This window comes from Cognaticolwellia beringensis, from assembly GCF_002076895.1.
Lineage (GTDB): Bacteria > Pseudomonadota > Gammaproteobacteria > Enterobacterales > Alteromonadaceae > Cognaticolwellia > Cognaticolwellia beringensis.
In genome coordinates this window covers 99272-119868 of sequence record NZ_CP020465.1, presented here as the reverse complement: position 1 = coordinate 119868, position 20597 = coordinate 99272, and the positions used below count along the sequence as shown (strand labels likewise).

At 39.7% G+C, this 20597-nt stretch carries 16 protein-coding genes; 9 read left to right on the top strand and 7 right to left on the bottom strand.

The window, feature by feature from the left end; translation table 11 throughout:
* Positions 1 to 24: 24 nt before the first annotated feature.
* The 4 genes from aceE to ampD form a co-directional block, all read right to left on the bottom strand.
* Positions 25 to 2700: a pyruvate dehydrogenase (acetyl-transferring), homodimeric type gene (gene aceE, locus B5D82_RS00515; RefSeq protein ID WP_081148352.1), complete on the bottom strand. Its 2676-nt coding sequence runs from the start codon at positions 2698 to 2700 to the stop codon at positions 25 to 27.
* Between the two features lie 146 nt (positions 2701 to 2846).
* Positions 2847 to 3617, bottom strand: coding sequence for a pyruvate dehydrogenase complex transcriptional repressor PdhR (pdhR, locus tag B5D82_RS00510; protein WP_094122841.1), 771 nt, complete (start codon positions 3615 to 3617; stop codon positions 2847 to 2849).
* A 757-nt stretch (positions 3618 to 4374) separates the two neighbouring features.
* On the bottom strand, positions 4375 to 5253 hold the full coding sequence (gene ampE, locus B5D82_RS00505) for a beta-lactamase regulator AmpE (protein ID WP_081148348.1): 879 nt from the start codon (positions 5251 to 5253) through the stop codon (positions 4375 to 4377).
* Between the two features lie 208 nt (positions 5254 to 5461).
* Positions 5462 to 6043 carry a 1,6-anhydro-N-acetylmuramyl-L-alanine amidase AmpD gene (ampD, locus tag B5D82_RS00500; protein WP_081148346.1) on the bottom strand — a complete coding sequence of 194 codons (582 nt, stop codon included), beginning with the start codon at positions 6041 to 6043 and terminating at the stop codon, positions 5462 to 5464.
* A gap of 142 nt (positions 6044 to 6185) precedes the next feature.
* Here ampD and B5D82_RS00495 point away from each other — a divergent pair, with 142 nt between their 5' ends.
* From B5D82_RS00495 to yacG, 9 genes are all read left to right on the top strand, one after another.
* Entirely contained in the window at positions 6186 to 6707 is a 522-nt protein-coding gene (locus B5D82_RS00495) for a retropepsin-like aspartic protease family protein (protein ID WP_081148344.1), read from the top strand.
* A complete protein-coding gene (gene nadC, locus B5D82_RS00490; protein WP_081148342.1) occupies positions 6708 to 7595 on the top strand; it encodes a carboxylating nicotinate-nucleotide diphosphorylase in 888 nt (295 codons plus the stop codon).
* Between the two features lie 504 nt (positions 7596 to 8099).
* On the top strand, positions 8100 to 8528 hold the full coding sequence (locus B5D82_RS00485) for a pilin (RefSeq protein ID WP_281255936.1): 429 nt from the start codon (positions 8100 to 8102) through the stop codon (positions 8526 to 8528).
* A 144-nt stretch (positions 8529 to 8672) separates the two neighbouring features.
* Positions 8673 to 10382, top strand: a complete 1710-nt coding sequence (gene pilB, locus B5D82_RS00480) for a type IV-A pilus assembly ATPase PilB (RefSeq protein ID WP_081148340.1) — start codon at positions 8673 to 8675, stop codon at positions 10380 to 10382.
* Positions 10383 to 10541: 159 nt separating this feature from the next.
* Positions 10542 to 11798, top strand: a complete 1257-nt coding sequence (locus tag B5D82_RS00475; RefSeq protein ID WP_081148338.1) for a type II secretion system F family protein — start codon at positions 10542 to 10544, stop codon at positions 11796 to 11798.
* 96 nt (positions 11799 to 11894) lie between these two features.
* Positions 11895 to 12776: a prepilin peptidase gene (locus B5D82_RS00470; protein WP_425429871.1), complete on the top strand. Its 882-nt coding sequence runs from the start codon at positions 11895 to 11897 to the stop codon at positions 12774 to 12776.
* A gap of 205 nt (positions 12777 to 12981) precedes the next feature.
* A complete protein-coding gene (gene coaE, locus B5D82_RS00465; RefSeq protein WP_081154211.1) occupies positions 12982 to 13593 on the top strand; it encodes a dephospho-CoA kinase in 612 nt (203 codons plus the stop codon).
* Positions 13594 to 13685: 92 nt separating this feature from the next.
* Positions 13686 to 14435 (top strand): cell division protein ZapD, encoded by a 750-nt coding sequence (gene zapD / locus B5D82_RS00460; protein WP_081148336.1) that lies wholly within the window; start codon positions 13686 to 13688, stop codon positions 14433 to 14435.
* Positions 14436 to 14618: 183 nt separating this feature from the next.
* Entirely contained in the window at positions 14619 to 14855 is a 237-nt protein-coding gene (gene yacG / locus B5D82_RS00455) for a DNA gyrase inhibitor YacG (RefSeq protein ID WP_081148334.1), read from the top strand.
* Between the two features lie 144 nt (positions 14856 to 14999).
* Here yacG and mutT read toward each other — a convergent pair whose 3' ends face one another.
* The 3 genes from mutT to secA all read right to left on the bottom strand — a co-directional run bounded on the left by mutT (position 15000) and on the right by secA (position 20540).
* On the bottom strand, positions 15000 to 15395 hold the full coding sequence (gene mutT, locus B5D82_RS00450) for an 8-oxo-dGTP diphosphatase MutT (RefSeq protein WP_081148332.1): 396 nt from the start codon (positions 15393 to 15395) through the stop codon (positions 15000 to 15002).
* Between the two features lie 434 nt (positions 15396 to 15829).
* The gene (locus B5D82_RS00445; protein WP_081148330.1) at positions 15830 to 17005 is read right to left on the bottom strand and encodes an IS4 family transposase; all 1176 of its coding nucleotides are present in this window, start codon (positions 17003 to 17005) and stop codon (positions 15830 to 15832) included.
* Positions 17006 to 17861: 856 nt separating this feature from the next.
* The gene (gene secA, locus B5D82_RS00440) at positions 17862 to 20540 is read right to left on the bottom strand and encodes a preprotein translocase subunit SecA (RefSeq protein WP_081148328.1); all 2679 of its coding nucleotides are present in this window, start codon (positions 20538 to 20540) and stop codon (positions 17862 to 17864) included.
* Positions 20541 to 20597: the final 57 nt, after the last annotated feature.

The window sequence follows — 20597 nt, the reverse complement described above, 5'->3', positions numbered from 1 at the left end:
TTTTAATTCCTTATCTAGTCTTAGTTACGCGTAAAGCGGATTAATTTTTTCAGCATCAATGTTAAAGCGTTTAATCGCTTCACTGACCACTTTGCTTTTAATCTCACCACGGTTTGCCAATTCATAAAGCGCAGCAACAACAATGTAGTTTTGATCAACTTCAAAATGTTGACGCAAGTTATCGCGGCTATCACTGCGGCCAAAACCGTCAGTACCTAATACGCGATACTCAGTGTTGATATAAGCACGCACTTGGTCAGAATAGTTTTTAATGTAATCAGTTGCTGCAATGGCTGGGCCTTTGTCGCTAGTAATTACCTTAGAAAGATAAGCTGTTTTTTGCTTGCTTTCAGGGTGTAACATGTTCCAGCGCGTTACTTCTTGTCCTTCACGTGCCAGTTCGTTGAATGAAGTAACAGAATAAACGTCACTTGATACACCGTAATCAGCTGACAAAATTTGTGCCGCTTGACGAACTTTTTGTAAAATAGTACCTGAGCCCATTAATTGTACGTTGGCTTTAGCTTTTTTAGCTTCAACGCGCTCAAGTTGATAAATACCTTTAATAATTTCGTCTTCAACAGTCTTATTTTCTGGTATTGCTGGATGTTGATAGTTTTCATTCATCAAGGTTAAGTAGAAGAAGATGTTTTCATTTTCTTCATACATACGGCGTAAACCTTCACGCACAATAACGGCAATTTCATAACCGTAAGTTGGATCATAAGTCACACAATTAGGGATTAAGCCCGCTTGCACATGTGAATGACCATCTTGATGTTGTAAACCTTCACCATTAAGCGTAGTTCTACCAGCAGTAGCACCTAATAAGAAACCACGTGCTTGACTATCTGCCGCTGCCCATGCTAAATCACCAACACGTTGGAAACCAAACATTGAATAGTAGATGTAGAATGGAATTGTCGTGGCGTTACACGTTGAATAAGACGTACCAGAAGCAACCCAAGACGCCATAGCACCTAGTTCATTAATACCTTCTTGTAATACTTGTCCTTTTTTATCTTCGCGGTAATAAGCAACTTGGTCAGCATCTTGTGGAACATATTTTTGACCTTCGCTGGCATAAATACCCACTTGGCGGAATAAACCTTCCATACCAAAAGTACGCGCTTCGTCAGGAATAATAGGAACGATACGCTTACCGATTTTCTTATCTTTTAGTAAGCTGTTTAGCACACGAACAAAAGTCATTGTTGATGAAACTTCACGCTCACCTGAACCTTTTAATATTGGCTCAAATATTTTTAATGCTGGAATATCAAGTGACTCTTCCGCTTGTTGGCGACGCGCAGGTAATGAACCACCTAATGCTTCACGACGTGCTTTCATATACTTGTATTCTTCGCTATCTTCTGGGAACTTGAAGAAAGGTAAGTCAGCAATTTCTTCATCGCTTACCGGAATATTAAAACGATTACGGTAATGTTTAAGCGAATCAACATCCATCTTCTTAACGTTATGGGCAATGTTTAAAGCTTCGCCTGAAGCACCTAAACCGAAACCTTTAACAGTTTTAGCAAGAATAACGGTTGGACGACCTTTAGTGTTCATCGCTTTTTCATAAGCGGCGTAAACTTTAACAGGATCATGACCACCACGATTTAAACGCCAAATATCTTGATCAGACATATTCGCGACTAGCGCTGCAGTTTCAGGGTACTTGTTAAAGAAGTTTTCGCGCGTGTACTTACCGCCTTTGGCTTTACAGTTTTGGTATTCACCATCAACTGTTTCGTTCATTAGCTGTAGTAATTTACCCGAAGTATCACGGGCAATTAATGAATCCCAGTAAGAACCCCAAATAACTTTCACCACTTCCCAGCCTGCGCCGCGGAATGTCCCTTCAAGTTCTTGAATAATTTTACCATTACCACGAACAGGACCATCTAAACGCTGTAAATTACAGTTGATAACAAATGTTAAGTTATCTAAACCTTCACGCGTTGCTAGGCCGATAGCACCTAACGATTCTGGCTCATCAGTTTCACCATCACCTAGGAAACAATAAACACGTTGGCCTGAACAGTCTTTAATACCGCGGTCAGTAAGATACTTAAGGAAACGTGCAGTATAAATAGCTTGTAATGGACCTAAGCCCATAGAAACAGTAGGGAACTGCCAAAAGTCTGGCATTAAATGTGGATGCGGGTATGAAGACAAACCTTTACCATCACATTCTTGACGGAAGTTGTTCATTTGCTCTTCCGTTAATCTGCCTTCCATAAAGGCACGAGCATAAATACCCGGAGAAATATGACCTTGAGCAAAAATAAAGTCGCCGCCATCTTTTTCAGATGAAGCTTTAAAGAAGTGGTTGAAACCAACATCATATAAAGTAGATGAAGAAGCAAAGCTACCAATATGGCCACCAAGCTCTAAATCTTTTTTAGACGCGCGTAATACCAACACTAAAGCATTCCAACGAATAGCAGCACGAATGCGTGACTCTATCGTTTGGTCAGCCGGCATATGCGGCTCTAACCCTGGTGGAATAGTATTTACATAAGCAGTTTTGGCGTCAAAAGGTAAATGCGTACCGCTACGACGGGCTCTATCGATTAATTTTTCAAGTAGAAAATGAGCACGTTCTGGCCCTTCTTTTTCTAGCACAGACTCCATTGATTCCAACCATTCTTGGGTTTCCATTGAATCAATATCTTGATTTGGGAGCTCAGACATAATTACTTAGTCTCCATTTGTTGTTTGTTAAGTAAATTTCGTTGTTTAAAGATAGCTGCTTTTAAGCAAATATCCTTAACTCGTTTTAATTTTTATACCAATACCGTTTTAATTAATAAATTATGAATAATCGATAATTCATTGAGTTAATTGGTATCAACTTTCGGTCGTTTCATTCTGCGTATAGAACGTTCCATACGACTATTTTCCTGTGACATTTTTAATAGCACTTCTTCAATGAAAGCTAAATGTCGATGGCTAGCTCCCCAAGCAATTTGGGGTTTACCACTGACAATCGCACTCATCAAACGCGTGCGATAATCAGATATTTGGCCAAACACGTCGGGTCGCTTAGCCAAAGTTGTTAAATTTTTCTCAATGTTGTCAATCAACAACGGCGCCATACTATTGGCTAAATGCAAAATAACCGCATTGTGACTAGCCGCGCATATTGCGATATAAAATTCGAATACCGCTTCAGCTTCAAGGCGGTAACTATCTTCAAGTTGAGCCGTGCCAATGTTGTCATGCTTGCGCTGAATTTCATCAAAATCAGCTTGTGTACCGCGCATCGCTGCATAGTAAGCCGACATCCCCTCAATACCATGACGAAACTCTAATAAATCAAATTGTGATTCATTACTATTGGCCATTAAGGCAAATAGTGGGTCTGACAGGCCACCCAAAATTTTATCACTTACAAAGGTTCCGCCACCTTGGCGACGCGTGACTAAATTTTTTGCTTCTAACTTTTGAATGGCTTCACGTAATGAAGGTCGAGACACATCGAACTGTTTCGCCAGCTCTCGCTCTGCCGGTAACTTTTGCCCGGGCTTCAAACTACCTTCTAAGATCATAGTCTCAAGCTGAGCCAAAATAATATCTGACAACTTAGCTTGCTTTACCGGCTTTTCAATACTCGGAATCGACATTTAAAACCCTTTATGACTCAAATATTTTCGACCTAAGTTAACTAAATTGCGTCGAACTTTTTTAAAAAAGCTTGGTAAAATGGTCTTACCAATTTATAATTTCAGATGTAATGTAACAAATGAATACACGGTTGTAAACACAGCGACTAATTTATAACCAGCAACCGCATGTAAACACATCACCTGAGGCAAAAAATCCACACTAATAACCACTGTAGTACAATTACTCATAAAGTTTAATGATGAAAGACAATACACAGTAATAGAGATAAGCAAAGCGGCTTAACCTATGTACATAGGCTATCAAGGTGATGTGGTAAATAGGCTTGCACTAAAGAGTAGACTAAAAAATAATGTTCAACGTAAAGTAGTTAACTTTAAGCGTTTAGCGTAAATCATTTTGATTTCACTTTGTGGCAAGATAATTTGAATTAAAAGGGATTTGTTAGAAGTTAGAAGTTAGAAGTTAGAGTTTTAAGCTTTCAGTTTTCAGTTTTCAGTTTTAAGACTAGAGCAGGGAGCTTTGATTAAAGAGGTTGGGATTAGTTATTAGCTGTCAGTTTTAAGCTGTCAGTTTTAAGACTAGAGCAGGGAGCTTTGATTAAAGGGGGCGGGATTAGTTATTAGCTGTCAGTTTTAAGCTGTCAGTATGTAGACTAAGAAGCTAAATACCAAGCAAAGCGGAGGTTGGCTTTACTTGGTTACTGATAGCTTAGTACTGATAGCTTAGTACTTCTCTTAACTAAGTAATAATACCGGTCAAGGTCAGAACAGATATTACGGCTAAAAACAGTAACAGGGTTCGCTTGGCTAACTTAACTAACAAGCAAGGTTCAGCAGTGCAGTCATCGGCATCAACCATAAAGTCTTCAGACATTTGCGCAACGGCTATCAATACTTTACTCGGCGCTTTTTCAAATTCAAATAAGTTTTCGATCCAAACCGGCAGCGCTTTCGAAAAATGGCCAACAAACATATAACCAAAAGCCACTAACCTTACTGGCAACCAATCAACCCAAAATAATAATTGCTGGCTGGCTTGACAAGTTTCATCGCTGTTTTGGCTGTTTTGCTCTGAGCTATCGCCCTGTTCATCTGTTGCAGCTTCTGGTTTGTTAGTACATTCATTTACCTTGGTTAATAACCGATAAAATAATGCTCCTGCAGGACCAAATAACACAAAAAACAGCATAACCGCGATAAAGTAGCGATAATTTAACCAAACCATAGTTTGGCCGAATCCCATATTAGAAATATTTTTATCTTGCTGTAATTGCAAGTGGTGCAATTCACAAGTAGTTAATTCACCTTTAAAAGCTGAAACTAAATAGTTTTTATAACTTTCGCGGGTTTTCATACAACCAAAACATACAATAAGGATTAATGTTGAGGCAATTAAATACAATAAAGCGTTATCAATTTGTGCTAATAAAAAATAACACCCCACTACCGGAACAAAAATAACCGCATAACTCAATATGGCAGAATTTTTATAGTCCGCCAGCACCTTAGTTTTCTTAATTACCGCCAAATAACGTTGGTATAATGTATCGAATTGCCAAGCACTAGAAGACAAGTAGCGCTCAGCAACCAGTGCAATTAACAAACTAATCAAGCTCATGTTTAATTATCCATTTATTAAGTTTCAAGTATAAAGTTGTCGACTTTCACTTACCGCCAACCCACCACTATTATTCTATTTGTTTTACTAACAGCTGACTGCTGACCTTTTTGCCCTACCTTTTACTGACAGCTGTCAGCTTATAACTGTTTTTTCCTGTCTTTTACTGTCTTTTAACTGACAGCTAACCGCTTAAAACTGAAAGCTATCACTTCTCCAACAACCCCCGAAAGTGTTGCCAATCAAACGCGTCTCCAGGATCAGTTTTTCGCCCCGGTGCAATATCACAATGCCCAACAATGTTACGTTTCAGCTCAGGATAAGTCCCTATTAAAGCTTGGCTCAAAGCACTAAGCTGCTGATATTGCTCTTTAGTATAGGGAATATCATCTGTTCCTTCCAGCTCAATACCAATTGAAAAGTCATTACACTTTTCTCGGCCTTGATAAGACGAAACACCGGCGTGCCATGCTTTATCATTAAAAGAAACATATTGCACAATATGACCGGTACGCTGAATTAAACAATGGGCTGAAACACGCATGCGATATATGCTTTCGAAGTAGGGATCAATAGTCGGGTCTAAGTTACCGAGAAAAAAATCAGTTATGTGGCTGCCACCAAATTGCCCCGGCGGTAATGAAATATTATGCACAACCAACAAACTAACCGCTTCATCTATCGCTCTTGGCTCACAGTGGCTAGATTGTTGAATTTCAGCGGCACACAACCAACCATTTTCAAGCACTAGCGCAGTGTTACTTTTTCGGCCATCTTGCAGAAATGACATACAATAATTCACAGGTTGTTTATCAAAGCACTATTACATAGTAAAGTTATCAATAGAACAAGATATTATCCCCGAAGCACTGCAAAATTCAGCTTCGTAGAATGGGGTAAATCAAACAGATTAATCTAACAGTTGGACATATATGACTAAAAATGACACTTCAGCAAGTTTTGGTAAAGGTTTTGTCTGGATAGCTTGGATTATCGGCATCGCTTTACTAGTGTTTGTTTTTCAAGATTTACTCGACGAGCAATATAATCCAAATCAAGACCCTAAACTTTCATTACAAGCCAACGGCAAAGCAGAAGTTATGTTGCAGCAAAACCGGCAAGGGCATTATGTGACTAATGGCGCGATTAATGGCACACAAGTCACCTTTTTACTCGATACCGGTGCTACACACGTGTCTATTCCAGCACATATAGCAGAAAATTTATCCTTACAAGCACAAGGACAAATGCGCGTGCAAACCGCAAATGGCACAATTACTGTCTATCAAACACAAATAAATGAGCTACGCATTGGCAATATCTACCTGTATAATGTCGCGGCAAATATTAACCCTAGTATGGCTGCCGATGAAATTCTGTTGGGCATGAGCGCCCTAAAAAGAGTAGAATTTAGCCAAACCGGAAAACAACTAATTTTACGAGAGCAGCTTTAAATGTTACCAGCATCATTATTAAACGACATCACCAAAACCGTTACTTGGGCATTATGTGAAGACTTAGGCGTAAATACCTATAACGAACTTGCCACCAGCAGTGACATTACCGCCGAACTTATTCCGGCACAAAACCAAGCGGTAGCAAACATTATCAGTCGTGACGAATGTGTTATTTGTGGTGTTGCTTGGGTAAATGAAGTGTTTAAACAGCTTGATAACATTTATAACACCGAAACCAAAATCACTTGGTTTGTTAACGACGGTCAACACGTAACCGCCAATACCACGTTATTCGAGTTATCGGGTAATGCACGCATTTTGTTAACCGGCGAGCGTACCGCTTTAAACTTTTTACAAAGCCTTTCAGGTACCGCAACCGTCACTAGCTCATACGTTAAACACCTTGCAGGCACCACCACCAAATTACTTGATACCCGTAAAACCCTACCGGGCCTGCGCAGCGCGCAAAAATACGCGGTAACTTGCGGTGGCGGTGTAAATCATAGAATTGGCTTATTCGACGCCTTTTTAATTAAAGAAAATCACATTGCCGCATGTGGTGGTATTAGCAAAGCCATTAGCACAGCCCGCATTAACCATAGTGATAAAACCGTCGAAGTAGAAGTAGAAAACATAGAAGAGTTAACCCAAGCACTAAACGCAGGTGCTGACATTATTATGCTAGATAACTTTAGCACTGAAATGATCGAGCAAGCGGTTAAGCTAACCGCCGAAATATCAGCCGGTAATACCAAGTTAGAAGTTTCAGGCAATATGACCTTAAGCACACTAAAAGATTATGCCAAATCCGGCGTAGACTTTATTTCTGTAGGTGCGTTGACCAAACATGTCCAAGCGGTTGATCTGTCCATGCGCTTTGTTTAAAAATTAGCTGTCAGTTTCAAGCTTTCAGTTCGAAGCTGTCAGTTAAAACAACAATATCTATCAGTAGCTGTTTTTTCTCTTACTGATCGCTGACAGCTGAGAGCTAAAAACTAGCCCTAAGCTTTCAGTGCGAAGCTGTCAGTTAAAACAACAATATCTATAGTAGCTGCTTTTTCTCTTACTGATCGCTGACAGCTGAGAGCTAAAAACTAGCCCTAAACTGTCAGTTCGAAGCTTTCAGTTAAAACAACAATCTCTATAGTTAGTAGCTTGTTTTTTCTTTTACTGACAGCTGACAGCTTAGAACTAAAAACTTTAAACTTGATACTTATCAATCTAATATCCATGTTTAACTTTTAAAATCACATGATATTTAGCAATTAAAGCGTAAAAACAGCGATAAATCGCAATAAACTAAAAATAAATGCACACAAAGTTTTACATTTAGCAAATTTTGTCGCAATATCAATGCAGCCCCCGTAATAATGAATGGAATTTATAACGATGAAAAAACTAAACACAATGAAAAAAGCTCAAGGTTTCACCCTGATTGAATTAATGATCGTTGTTGCGATTATCGGTATTTTAGCTGCTGTTGCATTACCGGCTTATAATACTTATACAGAAAAAGCACGTTATTCTGAAATCCCACTAGCCGTAGGTTCAGTTAAAGCGGCAATTGAAACTTGTTTTCAAACCCGAGGGGATTATACTTTAGCTAACTGTGATACTTACGCGAAAATTGGTGCTGTAAAAGCAGGTGCTGAAGCAGGTTCTGAAGTTGCTTCCGTAGAAATAACAGCAGGAACTGCAGTAATTACTGGTACTGGTTCAGATACAGATGCATCAACATATATTCTTACCCCTACTGCAGCTAACAACTCATTAAATTGGGCACAAACAGGTACGTGTATAGCTACTGGTGTTTGTTAATTTTTAACACCTTTTTGTACAAATTAAAAAAAGCTCCACGTAGGAGCTTTTTTATTATCTAGCATTTAACATTATTTTGTTATTCAATTACAAAATAAGTTACACTTTAACTCACGGTTATTAATCAACTTTATTAAGAGAACTATGAAGGGACTTCACCAACAATCAAGCCTACTTTCTGCGTTAACTAAACATAATGTTGTACCTAGCGATATAGCGGAAAAAATTAGTGCTGATTTTATTCAACAAAACAAACCTTTTATACGGTTTTTAGTTGAAGATAAAAGCATTAATGCCGACGACATTGCCAGCACGCTGTGTCGTAGTTTTGGCTGTCCGCTAATTGATTTAACTAATTTTGATACTAGCTTGGTACCTGAAGGTGTCCGTAACGAAAAACTGATCCGTAAACACCAAGCCTTGCCGTTATATTTACGTGGCAAAGTCTTATTCGTTGCTATGTCAGACCCGACTAATCTTGATGCCCTTGAAGAAGTTCAGTTTAATACCGGTTACTCTACCGAATTGGTTATTGCCAACGAAACCGCGTTAGCTGCCTGTATTGAAAAAATATTAGAACAAGACAGCGATGCCCTTGATATTTCCGATATGGACGCGGAGGAATTATCAGGTATTGATGTTCAAGAAGAACGCAAAGAAGAAGATAATATTGGCGCTGGCGGTGATAAAGAAGACGCCCCAATCGTTGTTTATATTAATAAAATATTACTCGACGCCATTCGCAAAGGCGCGTCTGATTTACACTTTGAACCTTACGAGAAGTCTTATCGTATTCGTTTTCGTATTGACGGTATATTAAACGAAGTAGCTAAACCGCCCGTAGCGTTAGCCTCGCGCATGGCGGCACGTTTAAAAGTCATGTCGAAGTTAGACATTGCTGAACGCCGTGTTCCACAAGATGGCCGAATTAAATTAGCCTTATCGAAAAAGAAGTCGATTGATTTTCGTGTTAGTACCCTGCCCACCATGTGGGGCGAAAAAATAGTAATGCGTATTCTTGACTCGTCTAGTGCCATGCTAGGTATTGATATGCTGGGCTATGCGCCAGAGCAAAAGAAAATATACATGGACGCTCTAGCACAACCACAAGGGATGATTTTAGTTACCGGCCCAACGGGTTCAGGTAAAACCGTGTCACTTTATACCGGGCTTAATATTTTAAATACCGAAGAGCGTAATATTTCAACCGCGGAAGATCCGGTTGAAATTAATCTCGATGGAATTAACCAAGTACAAATAAATGTTCGTGCAGGTTTAACCTTCCCAGGCGCATTACGCTCATTCCTCCGACAAGATCCCGATATTGTTATGGTAGGTGAGATTCGTGATTTAGAAACCGCAGAAATTGCCATTAAAGCCGCGCAAACCGGTCATTTAGTGTTATCAACATTACATACCAACTCGGCAGCCGAAACACTAACCCGTTTATTAAATATGGGCGTGCCGTCATACAACGTTGCCAGCTCGGTGACTATTATTATCGCCCAGCGATTAGCAAGGCGCTTATGTGTTCAGTGTCGAGAAGAAGAACACATACCTGAAGCCGAACTCATTGCCCAAGGTTTTTTACCTGCACAACTAGAAAATATTAAATTATTTAAACCTGTCGGGTGCGATTTTTGTACCGGCGGTTATAAAGGCCGTGTCGGTATCTACGAAGTCATAAAAATTAGTGATGTTACCGCAAACTTAATTATGACGGGCTCAAACTCGTTAGATATTGCCGCACAATGCCAACGCGAAGGTTATAATAATTTACGCCAGTCTGGCTTAGAAAAAGCCGCATTAGGCGTAACCAGTTTAGAAGAAGTTAACCGGGTAACTAATTCTTAGTAAATAGTTTTAAGCGGTCTACTATCGGTTGTCAGATACGTGCAGTAAGTTATATGCTAAGAGTTGTAAGCTAACAGTGCAAGAAGATGCTTTCAATATAAAATTTTTTGAACGTGTTCTTGCTAATTTATACTCATAATAAAAATTTAGGTTAAGCGAATGGCTGTTTCTTCAACAACAAAAGTAAAAGACAAGAAAAGTAAAGTTAAAGCGCTTGATGTTTATAAATGGCAAGGGCTGAACCGTAAAGGTAAAAAAATAAGTGGTGAGCTTAATGCCACCAGTATGTTGGAGCTAAAAGCCCAACTGCGTAAGCAAGGTATCACCCCAGGTAAAATCAGTAAAAAAGCTAAACCTTTATTTGGCATGAGCGGCGATAAAAAAATTCTTCCGGTTGATATCGCGGTACTTACTCGCCAAATTGCCACTATGCTAGGCGCAGGTGTACCTTTAGTGCAAACCATTGAAATGATCGGCGCTGGCCACAACAATGCCAATATGCAGAAATTACTTGGCACTATTGGCAACAAACTGCAATCGGGTATCCCGCTTTCTGAATGCTTGCGTGAACACCCTAAATATTTTGATGATTTATATTGCGACTTGGTTAACTCTGGTGAGCAATCTGGTTCATTAGAAACCATATATGATCGTATTGCTGTCTATAAAGAAAAAGCCGAAGTATTGAAAGCAAAAATAAAAAAAGCCATGACCTATCCTATTTCTGTGTTAGTTATCGCCTTAATTGTTACCTCCGTCTTATTAATATTTGTAGTACCCGTATTTAAAGATATTTTTGATAGCTTTGGCGCCGAGCTCCCAGGTTTTACGTTATTAGTGTTAGCCATATCTGATTTTATGCAAGCTTATTGGTATTTTGGCTTAGCTGGTATATTCCTCAGTTTTTACCTTTTCAAAAAAGCGCATGCCAATAGCCAGAACTTTCGTGACAGTGTTGATAAAAAAATATTAAAAGTACCTGTTGTTGGTGATGTATTAAAAAAAGCGGCGGTTGCCCGTTATGCCAGAACACTTTCAACAACGTTTGCTGCTGGTGTGCCGTTGCCTGATGCTCTAGAGTCAGCCGCAGGTGCTTCAGGCAATGCAGTTTTTCGTGATGCTATTTTAGAAATACGCGCTGAAGTAACCTCTGGTATGCAAATGAATTTAGCCATGAGAAACTGTGCTATTTTCCCCGATATGGTGATTCAAATGGTGGCTATTGGTGAAGAGTCTGGCGCGGTTGACGATATGCTCGCCAAAGTAGCGACTGTCTATGAGCAAGAAGTAGATAACGCCGTAGATAACTTAACTACCCTGTTAGAGCCAATGATAATGGCGGTATTAGGCGTGGTTATTGGTGGCTTGATCATCGCCATGTATTTACCAATATTCCAAATAGGTATGGTGGTTTAATAACTACAGCTTTCAGTGATGTCCCTCTAACTGAAAGCTGAAAGCTAATAACTTAACGCTAACTTCTAACAACGGCTATATAACAAGGTAGACCTTTTGACCGACTTAATCACCTTAATGACACACTCCCCCACCTATTTCTACAGCATAGTGTTTATTTTTTCGCTACTGATTGGTAGCTTTTTAAACGTAGTTATTTATCGCTTACCTAAAATGTTAGAGCAAGGCTGGAAAAGTGAATGCCGTGAATTTTTAGCTGATGAGTTAGCAAAACCCATACAAACTGACGATAGCCTGATCACCCTTTCAACGCCAAGTTCTAGCTGCCCGTCATGCCAACATAAAATTCGTTTCTATGAAAACATACCGCTAATAAGTTGGTTGTTTTTACGCGGGAAATGTAGCCAATGTCAGGCAAAAATATCACTACGCTACCCATTAGTTGAGTTAGCAACCGCGTTATTAAGTGTGGTGATCGCGGCCCATTACGGCGTTACCTTCACTACGCTTATGCTATTAGTGCTAACTTGGGGTTTAATTGCTTTAACCTTAATTGATGTAGACCATATGTTATTGCCTGACCAAATAACGCTGCCATTAATATGGTTAGGGCTTTTGGTGAATATTAATGCTGCCATTGTACCGTTAAGCGACGCAGTTATTGGCGCTGTTGCCGGTTACATGAGCTTGTTCAGTATATTTTGGCTGTTTAAATTAATTACCGGTAAAGACGGTATGGGCCATGGCGACTTTAAGTTAGTTGCGCTATTTGGTGCCTGGTTGGGTTGGCAGTTACTGCCGTTATTAATTTTAATGGCATCAGCCGTTGGCGCGATTATTGGCATTAGTTTAATGGTCTTTAAGAACCATCAGCGTGAACAAGCCATTCCTTTTGGCCCATATTTAGCTATTGCAGGTTGGATAACCCTGCTTTGGGGTAACGGAATTTGGTCTTGGTATTTAAGTTCGTTAACTTAAAAAATTAAATCAAGCTTTAAGATGTCAGTCAAAAAATCTTTCAGTAAAACAATAGCTCCCATTAGCTTGGAAAACTGACAGGTGACAGCTAAAACAAGCTTTAAGCTGTCAGTCAAAGAAGCTTTCAGTAAAACAATAGCTCCCAGTAAGCTTGGTAAAACTGACAGCTGACAGCTTAAAACTTAAAACTAAAAAAGGCTTACATATGTCTACATTTATCGTTGGTTTAACCGGTGGTATTGGTAGTGGAAAAACTACGGTAAGCGACTTCTTTGCCGAGTTAAACATTGACATTATTGATGCTGATATTGCGGCCCGTATAGTTGTAGAGCCAGGCAGTAAAGCACTAGTTGCGATTAAAGCACACTTTGGTGCTGACTTTATTGATCATAATGGCCAACTCAATAGAGCTAAACTTCGCAGCCGTATTTTTAGTGAGCCTGAAGATAAAGCTTGGTTGAATAGTTTATTACACCCATTAATTCGACAAGAAATATTAGCGCAAATAGCGCAAGCCAATAGCAGCTACTGTTTATTAGTCGCTCCATTGCTGTTGGAAAATAATTTACATAAGTTAGTTAACCGTGTTTTAGTGGTTAATGTTGACGAAGCAAACCAAATTGCTCGCACGGCTGCCCGCGATCCAAGTTCTGTAGCCGAAATTAAACGCATAATTGCCAGCCAAATGCCAAGTGAACAGCGCCTTAGCTTTGCTGATGATGTTATCAACAATCAAGATACGAGTTTAGAAGACATTCGCCAACAAGTAATAGATTTAGATAAAAAATACCAATTTCTAGCCCTTACCCCTTTATAAACGCCTATTTTCCCTAAATAATTCGCCATTTCGTCCAGCTATGGTTACTATTAGGCCATGGCTCGCTAATCTCCAAATAAAGTTTTTAAATAATGACCGCAATATTGTATGAACATCCGCTTAATGAGCGCATTCGTAACTATTTAAAACTTGAACAATTATTTGCTCAAGCGTCAGATTGTTTACACTATAATATTGTCACAAGTCATAGTGTATTTTTTAATGCCTTATTTGCCATTCTTGACACCTTAGAGCGTAATGATATTCGGGGAGACTTGATTAAAGACCTAGAAAAATTAGAACAAAACTTAGTAATTTGGTCACAAAACCCAGATATTGACAGTGCTGTTCTTGAAGAAAATTTAACTAAAACAGTTGGGCTGTCTAGCCAGCTAAAAGTGCCTAGTGCACAGTGGCTGCAGTTAAAAGCTGACAAATTTTTGACCGGTTTAAAACAACGTTTTGCCATTCAAGGGGGGAGTTCCCACTTTGACCTGCCACAACTACAATTTTGGTTAAACCAAGCAAGCACTGAAGTTGAAGCGCAATGCCGCTATTGGTTATCGCTATTAGCTCAAATTAATGCCGCGCTAGCACTCAACTTGAAATTTTTACGTCAACGCGCTGCCTTTGAAGAAATAGTCACCGACAGTGGTTTTTACCAAGATAATGGTGAGGGCTTAATTTTAATCCGCATTAAAGTGGCTAATAATTTACCTTTTTATCCAACCATTAGCGGTAATCGTTTTCGTTACTCTATTCGTTTTATGATGCCTTGCAGCGAAACCGGTCGAAAATATTCTAAACAAGCAACAACCTTCCAGTTGGCCCGATGTAAATAATTAAATATAGTTTTACGTTTTAAGCAGTCGGCTTTTCGTTATAACCAACTCGCTTATAACGTGTGTTTTAGCTGACCGCTTAAAACTCATCGTTTACCGCTTTATTTTTGTCTTTTAATCAAATTTTTCTTATAATAGCGTTATAATTTTATTGCTAGAAATACCTAACGGATAATCATTCCTATGACCTTAAAAGTAGCTTGTCCCACTTGTAAAAAAGAAGTGATTTGGCAAGAAGAGAGTCAATATCGCCCATTTTGTAGTAAACGTTGCCAGTTAATTGATATTGGTGATTGGGCTGACGAAAACCATAAAATTAGTCAGCCAGTGCAAGGTGCTGTCGACTTAAATGAAGAAATGCTAGACGCTTTGGAAGCCGAATTTTTGCAGCATAATAAGTTCTTTGTCGAACCTGAGTAGAGTAACGGTTGGCGCTATAAAATGTATGATTCAGTATTAGCATAATTGTTACTGGGTTTAGTTAAGGGTTTAATTAAGGGTTTAATTAAGGGTTTAATTAAAGATCTAGTTATACTGAACAATCGAAATATTATTACTGATAGATTACTGATAATTTTTTTGCAGCTGATCAATAATGGCTTGATTCGCTGCAGGAAAATTTAACCCGCTAAACTCCGCTAAGGTAAACCAGCCTGACTGTTGCCCTTCTAAGGCTTTTGCCTCACCGGTAAAGTTATCAACAACAAACACGTCTAATAACACCTTTTTATCGCCGTAATCATGGCTAATTTGCATTAATGACGTACAAGTCAGGGTTTCTATTGCAACTTCTTCTTTTAGCTCTCTATGCAGCGCTTGATGTACCGTTTCATTTTCTTCCACTTTGCCACCCGGAAATTCCCATTTACCGCCTTGATGACTAGCGGCTAAACGCTTAGTGAGAAAAAATTTATCTTCCTGTTTGATCACACCAACAGCCACATGCACAATTTTTGTCATTATTTATCCTAAAAAAACTATTTAAAAGATTATACCCAGTAAAAATGATTGTTGTTCAATCACGTTAATCGCCTGCTTAGCGCTTGACGGGCTGAAGCCCGACCTACAAAAAAACCAGCCTAGCGCTGCATTATTTCCGCGACTTCCCTTGTAGGTTGGACTTTAGTCCATCAAGCTAAATGTCTGTCTGTTTAGCTGCTTAACTGCTGACGGGCTGAAGCCCGACCTACAAAAAAATCCGCCTAACGCTGCAATATTACCCCAACAGCCCTTGTAGGTTGGACTTTAGTCCATCAAGCTAAATGCCTGTCTGTTTAGCTGCTTAACTGCTGACGGGCTGAAGCCCGACCTACAAAAAACCAGCCTAACGCTGCATTATTACCCCAACAGCCCTTGTAGGTTGGACTTTAGTCTGAGAGATCCCCACAAGTTTCTCAATATAAACTTTCATGAATCAGTGCCTTCATTGCACTGATTATCATCTTATCCGATATATAATACCGCTTATGTTGTAGGATCCTTAGCGCTAAATACCCATAAGATAGCACACGCTTAGTTTTCACCGAGTTTGCTTGGAATTGCCGATGATAGCCTGCTGATTCCGCTGCCTTGCCTACACAATATAGATAAAATTGAACCATCATACTTAACAGTAAAATAACCTGCAGCCTTTCTACTGAACGGCTTAAACTACGAGACAAGCCTAAGCCATAGTATTCATTTTTACAGTCTCTAAAGGATTCTTCAATGGCCATTCTTCGTTTATACATATTCACTAAATGCTGCGGTTTAAATGTATTTCTAGGTAAATTAGATACTAAGAACCAAGGCTCTTTAGCTGACTTTGAACTCTTTATATTGGTTTTACATTTTGTGGTTACGCCCTTTCGATTAAGCTTATGGCGATACATCTTTCGTCCTTTGAATAAGACACCACGACAAACAAATTGATGAGCCTTTGATAAGATTACGCCTTTGAGCTCACTTGCTATAGAGAGCGCAAGATGGTGACATTTGCTCACATAATGCCAATCGCTTTCACCTTGACGTTGGCATTTTACAGTGCCTCTTGTCCTTGCAAGCCAGTACCATTGCTGAGCCTCGATCGCTTTAAACCACGGGATTTTAAAGCCCGCATCCGTGCATATAATAGGCTGAATATCTTCAGGTAATATCTTTTTTAAATTAGCAATGAAGTTCAAGTGTACTTGGTGGTTCGTGTGTTTACTTTCAGGATGAACTTCCTCATAGATCGTAACTGCACGTCCTCCAATAGAAATGGCGGCTCTGAGCATGACGAAGTTATAGTTGTAGACGGTGGACCAGTCCACATGAATAAGTGGGTGGGGTGTCGTAATAAACAGCCGTGCAATGTCCTGGTAAAATGACTGCCTATTCTGATATAAAGGCTGACTCCCAAGCAGTCTATCGATACGTTTTATCGCGTGTTTTTCTGATTTACCCTGCAAGCTAGCAGCGTGTCTTCCCATCGAGGTTAAGGTCAATGCCGCACCATTGATGAGACTATCAGCAGCAGTAAAAAGAGATTTTGTAATTCTAGGATCTAAAGTGTTTGAATCAAAGGTGAATAAGTCTGATAATGAAGGCATAGCGCTTGTATTTGGTATATTTGTTTTTTGTGGTGATTAACATTTTACCAGATATCAAGCGCTTACTTCTTAAACTTGTGGGGATTCCTCAGACTTTAGTCCATCAAGCTAAATAGCTGTCTGTTTAGCTACTTAACTCCTGACGGGCTGAAGCCCGACCTACAAAAAACCAGCCTAACGCTGCATTATTTCCGCGACTGCCCTTGTAGGTTGGACTTTAGTCCATCAAGCTAAATGTCTGTTTAGCTGTTTAGCTGTTTAGCTGCTGACGGGCTGAAGCCTGACCTACAAAAAACCAGCCTAACGCTGCATTATTTCCGCGACTGCCCTTGTAGGTTGGATTTCAATCCATCAAGCTAAATGTCTGTCTGTTTAGCTGCTGACGGGCTGAAGCCCGACCTACAAAAAAATCAGCCTAACGCTGCATTATTACCCCAACAGCCCTTGTAGGTTGGACTTTAGTCCATCAAGCTAAATGTCTGTCTGTTTAACAGTTTAGCTGCTGACGGGCTGAAGCCCGACCTACAAAAAACCAGCCTAACGCTGCATTATTTCCGCGACTGCCCTTGTAGGTTGGACTTTAGTCCATCAAGCTAAATGGCTGTTTAGCTGCTTAACTGCTGACGGGCTGAAGCCCGACCTACAAAAAACAGCCTAACGCTGCATTATTTCCGCGACTGCCCTTGTAGGTTGGACTTTAGTCCATCAGGCTAAATGTCTGTCTGTTTAGCTGCTTAACTCCTGACGGGCTGAAGCCCGACCTACAGAAACTTACCTTACTTCTTAATATTGGAGGTCTGAAGATAAAAATGCCAGTCTATTGACTGGCATTTTTAAACGATTACTCATTAAGTGTTTAGGTTAATTTACCGTGACACTGTTTGTATTTTTTACCTGAACCACAAGGACAAGGCTCATTTCTGCCAACTCTTGGCATGGCGGCTTGTTCTGGTTCAGAAACAGACTCATGCTTAAATTCTTTCGGCGTTTCATCTGATTTTCTATGTTGTTCTTCAACGGCTTCAACATCAGACTCAGCTCTAATTTGCACTTTACTTAAAATACCAATAACGTCGTATTTTAAGTTATCGAGCAATTCAGCGAATAATTCAAAAGATTCACGTTTAAATTCTTGTTTCGGGTTCTTTTGTGCGTAACCGCGCAAATGAATACCTTGGCGTAAATGATCCATCGCCGCTAAGTGTTCTTTCCAATGTGAATCTAAGCTTTGTAACATAACCGCTTTTTCAAATTGACGTAAAACATCTGCACCCACCATTTCTTCTTTGGCTGCATAACTTGCATCGACTTCGTTATGAATTTTTTCACGTAACGTTTCTTCGTGTAAGTTAGTGTCTTCTTCTAACCATTTCGCGATAGGTAATTCAATCGTAAGCTCGCCTTTTAGGCGTTCTTCTAGGCCTTCTATATCCCACATTTCTTCCATTGACTGTGGTGGAATATGTTGGCCGATCAAACCGTTTACTACATCTCCACGTATCGCTGTAATAACATCAGCAATATCTGCTTCATCCATTAATTCGTTACGTTGCTCGTAAATAACTTTACGTTGATCGTTTGAAACATCGTCAAATTCTAGTAATTGCTTACGAATATCAAAGTTACGACCTTCAACTTTACGCTGAGCGTTTTCAATACTCTTAGTTACCCAAGGATGCTCAATGGCTTCGCCACGTTCCATGCCTAGTTTACGCATCATGTTGGTAATGCGCTCTGAGGCAAAAATTCGCATCAGGCCATCTTCCATTGATAAGTAAAAGCGTGTTGAACCCGCATCACCTTGGCGACCTGAACGACCACGTAACTGGTTATCAATACGACGAGACTCATGACGTTCTGTGGCTACAATGTGCAAACCACCAGCCGCTAAAACCTTATCGTGCTCTTCTTGCCAAGCCGCTTTAACTTCTGCAATTTTTTCTTCACTTGGATTATCAAGCTTTTCAAGTGTCGTATTTAGATTACCACCAAGTACAATATCGGTACCACGGCCAGCCATGTTAGTGGCAATGGTTACTGCGCCAATTTTACCGGCATCGGCAACAATCTCGGCTTCTTGCTGGTGAAATTTAGCATTAAGTACTTTATGCTTAATTTTTGCTTTCTTTAGAAATGACGATAAAAACTCTGAGGTTTCAATGCTGATTGTACCAACAAGTACAGGCTGTCCACGCTCCACACAATCTTTAATATCTTCTAAAATCGCTTCAAACTTCTCTTCAGCCGTTAAGTAGATTAAATCAGGTAAATCTTTACGCACCATTGGCTGGTTTGTTGGTATTACGACGGTTTCTAAAGCGTAAATATGATTAAACTCGAACGCTTCAGTATCGGCAGTACCGGTCATTCCTGACAATTTATTATAAATGCGGAAAAAATTCTGGAAGGTAATTGATGCGAGTGTTTGGTTTTCGTTTTGAATATTTACACCTTCTTTTGCTTCAACAGCTTGGTGTAAACCTTCAGACCAACGACGTCCTTCCATCGTACGACCCGTATGTTCGTCTACGATAACAATTTCGTCGTCTTTTACGATGTAATCTACGTCTTTTTGGAACAACTTGTGTGCGCGCAAAGCGGCCATAACATGATGTAATAAGGTAATATTTGCAGCTGAGAAGAGCGAATCTCCTTGCTGCATCAAACCTCTTTCGATCATGATTTCTTCGATATGAATTTGACCAAGCTCAGTTAAATAAATTTGTTTGGCTTTTTCGTCAATGGTGAAGTCGCCGGTACTTTCTTCGCCTTCTTTATCTTCTTCTTCCTGCTGCACCAGTGTTGGTACAACGAGGTTGATATTACGATAGAGTTCCGAGCTGTCTTCTGCTTGGCCCGAAATAATCAGTGGCGTACGCGCTTCATCAATTAATATTGAGTCAACTTCATCAATAACAGCAAAATTTAACGGTTTTTGTGCTCGCTCTTCCGGTGAAAAAGCCATGTTATCGCGTAAATAATCGAAACCAAATTCGTTATTAGTACCGTAAGTAATATCTGAATTATAGGCCGCTTGTTTGTCACTCGGTGCCATACCGGCAACATTACAGCCAACAGTCATACCAAGGAATTCAAATAAAGGTCGACTCCAATTTCCGTCACGAGTCGCAAGGTAGTCGTTCACTGTAATAACATGAACACCTTTACCCGTTAATGCGTTTAAATAAGCAGGCAATGTAGCGGTAAGTGTTTTACCTTCACCCGTTCGCATTTCGGCAATCTTACCTGAGTTAAGTACCATACCACCGATCATTTGCACGTCGAAATGACGCATACCAAATACACGTTTACTGGCTTCGCGTACTACGGCAAATGCTTCAGGAAGAATAGCATCAAGCTCTTCTCCTTGTTCAACGCGTTCTTTAAACTCAGGTGTTTTTGCTTTTAGTTCTTCATCACTGAGTGCTTCGAAAACGGGTTCTAGTGCATTTATTTTACTTACTTCTTTTTGCATTTGTTTAAGTAATCGATCATTTCGACTACCAAACAGTTTTGTCATTAAACTTACAAACATCGTGTTAAACCATATTGAGAAGAAAATCTTCCGCTGAAAATAAAATGACCGGTGGGA

Excerpts from the sequence above, each read along its gene's own strand:
- aceE (WP_081148352.1), bottom strand. The coding sequence starts at position 2,700 with ATGTCTGAGCTCCCAAATCAAGATATTGATTCAATGGAAACCCAAGAA.
- ampE (WP_081148348.1), bottom strand. The coding sequence starts at position 5,253 with ATGAGCTTGATTAGTTTGTTAATTGCACTGGTTGCTGAGCGCTACTTG.
- ampD (WP_081148346.1), bottom strand. The coding sequence starts at position 6,043 with ATGTCATTTCTGCAAGATGGCCGAAAAAGTAACACTGCGCTAGTGCTT.
- B5D82_RS00495 (WP_081148344.1), top strand. The coding sequence starts at position 6,186 with ATGACTAAAAATGACACTTCAGCAAGTTTTGGTAAAGGTTTTGTCTGG.
- nadC (WP_081148342.1), top strand. The coding sequence starts at position 6,708 with ATGTTACCAGCATCATTATTAAACGACATCACCAAAACCGTTACTTGG.
- B5D82_RS00485 (WP_281255936.1), top strand. The coding sequence starts at position 8,100 with ATGAAAAAACTAAACACAATGAAAAAAGCTCAAGGTTTCACCCTGATT.
- pilB (WP_081148340.1), top strand. The coding sequence starts at position 8,673 with ATGAAGGGACTTCACCAACAATCAAGCCTACTTTCTGCGTTAACTAAA.
- B5D82_RS00475 (WP_081148338.1), top strand. The coding sequence starts at position 10,542 with ATGGCTGTTTCTTCAACAACAAAAGTAAAAGACAAGAAAAGTAAAGTT.
- coaE (WP_081154211.1), top strand. The coding sequence starts at position 12,982 with ATGTCTACATTTATCGTTGGTTTAACCGGTGGTATTGGTAGTGGAAAA.
- zapD (WP_081148336.1), top strand. The coding sequence starts at position 13,686 with ATGACCGCAATATTGTATGAACATCCGCTTAATGAGCGCATTCGTAAC.
- yacG (WP_081148334.1), top strand. The coding sequence starts at position 14,619 with ATGACCTTAAAAGTAGCTTGTCCCACTTGTAAAAAAGAAGTGATTTGG.
- mutT (WP_081148332.1), bottom strand. The coding sequence starts at position 15,395 with ATGACAAAAATTGTGCATGTGGCTGTTGGTGTGATCAAACAGGAAGAT.
- B5D82_RS00445 (WP_081148330.1), bottom strand. The coding sequence starts at position 17,005 with ATGCCTTCATTATCAGACTTATTCACCTTTGATTCAAACACTTTAGAT.
- secA (WP_081148328.1), bottom strand. The coding sequence starts at position 20,540 with ATGTTTGTAAGTTTAATGACAAAACTGTTTGGTAGTCGAAATGATCGA.